The sequence below is a fragment of the Nostoc sp. genome, assembly GCF_035638895.1.
Lineage (GTDB): Bacteria > Cyanobacteriota > Cyanobacteriia > Cyanobacteriales > Nostocaceae > Nostoc.
In genome coordinates, this window is sequence record NZ_DASQZC010000599.1 from 1 (window position 1) to 2,010 (window position 2,010).

At 42.9% G+C, this 2,010-nt stretch carries 4 protein-coding genes; 1 reads left to right on the forward strand and 3 read right to left on the reverse strand.

The window, feature by feature from the left end:
- The 3 genes from VE944_RS29575 to VE944_RS29585 form a co-directional block, all read right to left on the reverse strand.
- Positions 1 to 734 (reverse strand): SDR family NAD(P)-dependent oxidoreductase (locus VE944_RS29575; protein WP_324985933.1); only part of this gene is annotated, 734 nt, incomplete at its 3' end.
- A 53-nt stretch (positions 735 to 787) separates the two neighbouring features.
- Positions 788 to 1,018 carry a hypothetical protein gene (locus VE944_RS29580; protein WP_324985936.1) on the reverse strand — a complete coding sequence of 77 codons (231 nt, stop codon included), beginning with the start codon at positions 1,016 to 1,018 and terminating at the stop codon, positions 788 to 790.
- A gap of 29 nt (positions 1,019 to 1,047) precedes the next feature.
- Positions 1,048 to 1,185 (reverse strand): hypothetical protein, encoded by a 138-nt coding sequence (locus VE944_RS29585; protein ID WP_324985939.1) that lies wholly within the window; start codon positions 1,183 to 1,185, stop codon positions 1,048 to 1,050.
- A 142-nt stretch (positions 1,186 to 1,327) separates the two neighbouring features.
- Between VE944_RS29585 and tatC the strand changes: the two genes are divergently transcribed.
- On the forward strand, positions 1,328 to 2,010 hold a 683-nt coding region (gene tatC, locus VE944_RS29590; protein WP_324985942.1), incomplete at its 3' end, for a twin-arginine translocase subunit TatC.

The window sequence follows — 2,010 nt, forward strand, 5'->3', positions numbered from 1 at the left end:
AGCGCATGGACAACAGCCTGAGCAACAAGATCCGCAGAAATTCCCCTAGATGCGATAATCTGCATTTTCTCACGGACAATATTCATCGCCTGACCGTAGAGATTTTGTGCTGTTTGGGATAAATCGTGCTGTGCTATTTCAGATTGATTTAGGGACTTTTGCCAGATTGGGGTAGCGATGGAACCAGGTTCAATAATTGAAACCGAGATTCCCCAAGGGCTTAACTCCATCCGCATCACATCATTGAGTGCAACGAGCGCAAATTTGGAAGCATTGTAAGCACCCAGGAACGGCGCAGGGCTTCTACCAGAAATGGAACCCATATTGACAATTCGACCCCGATCTTGGCGTAATAGACCAAGAAATGCTTGTGTTACTGCTAATTGTCCAGTGACATTAACCTGCATCTGGTGTTGAAATTCTGCGATCGCTAATAATTCTAAGGGGCCTGGGACAGCAATTCCGGCATTATTCACTAAACCTAAAATCCCCGCACCACCAACTGCATTTGTTACGTGATCAACAGCAGATGCGATCGATTCAGCATCAGTAACATCTAAAAAAATCGGAATAAGCCTTTGTGACCCTTTCTGTTTAAGTGTTTGAGCATCAATATCTTGACGCACGCCAGCAAAAACAGAGAAGCCTAACTGGTCTAAAAGCAAAGCACACGCCTGACCAATTCCTGTTGATGCTCCTGTCACCACTACTGTGCGTTGATTTCCTGCAACCATTAACTCTCTCCGTATTATGATGAAATTACTGAAATTCTAAATTAGAATTAGTATCAATCTCTGCAAGTACCAGCGCGAAGACAATCTTCGGTTTGGTCATCTCTAGCCGATATTTGCCACGGAAGTTTATCGAACTGAGAATTTGTGCTGTAAACGACTAGAGCAGTTATTATGGGAAGCTGGTTTTCGACAATTGACACGTCAATACTATGAGTATTGCCTAATTGAGCATTGTATAAATAAACAGGCAATGCCATCAGTCCAATGCAAATTGTCCGATTCATAAAACCTCAGTTAAAAATTTCCGATTACGCTATGTATAGATACCACCTTGATGAACCGGATTTCCAAACTGAGTATTGTTATGATGTTGTGTCAATTTACTCAGCGCTACTAGCCGCAGAGACGTAATTTCTAAATTAGCGGTTCCACCCTTTTTTAGGTTAGGCATTGCCTACAAGATGGCTTACTACTAATTTATGCAGACGCAACCCGAAAAAACAGGACAAAAAACCCACAGCACTGAAAAACATATCTTGCTAGCTGCATTCCCCAGATAAAATAGTTAACAAATGTTGCCTACTAGCTGACTCATGACGCCTTCACAAGACGTAGATACTGTAAACGTTCCCAACCTAGACCCCGAAGAATATGGCAACTCAGACACAGATCCTCTAGATGAGTTGCCAGGTGAAGTTGAAATGTCTCTTTTCGACCACCTAGAAGAGTTGCGGCAGCGCATTTTCTATTCTCTGATTGCCGTAGCGGTGGGTATTATTGGCTGTTTCTTTGCCGTTAAACCGATTGTCCAGCTACTTGAGGTTCCCGCACAAGGAGTAAAATTTCTCCAACTTGCACCCGGAGAGTATTTCTTTGTTTCCCTCAAAGTTGCAGCCTACACTGGTATCATACTTACTAGTCCTTTCATTCTTTACCAAATTATCCAGTTTGTGCTTCCAGGACTGACTCGCCGCGAACGCCGGATAGTGGGGCCTGTGGTTTTGGGTTCGAGTGTGCTGTTTGGAGCGGGGTTAGTATTTGCCTATTTACTGCTGATTCCCGCAGCTTTGAATTTTTTCATCAGCTACGGAGCAGATGTAGTTGAACAAATTTGGTCAATTGATAAATATTTTGAATTTGTGCTGCTACTGTTATTCAGCACTGGTTTAGCATTTCAAATTCCGATCATCCAACTGTTGCTCGGTAATTTGAACATTGTCTCGTCTCAACGAATGATTTCTGGTTGGCGTTACGTGATTATGGGAGCAGTGGTTTT

What these genes read in the sequence shown, in the direction of transcription:
- VE944_RS29585 (WP_324985939.1), bottom strand. Translation starts at nt 1,185, where the DNA reads ATGCCTAACCTAAAAAAGGGTGGAACCGCTAATTTAGAAATTACGTCT.
- VE944_RS29580 (WP_324985936.1), bottom strand. Translation starts at nt 1,018, where the DNA reads ATGAATCGGACAATTTGCATTGGACTGATGGCATTGCCTGTTTATTTA.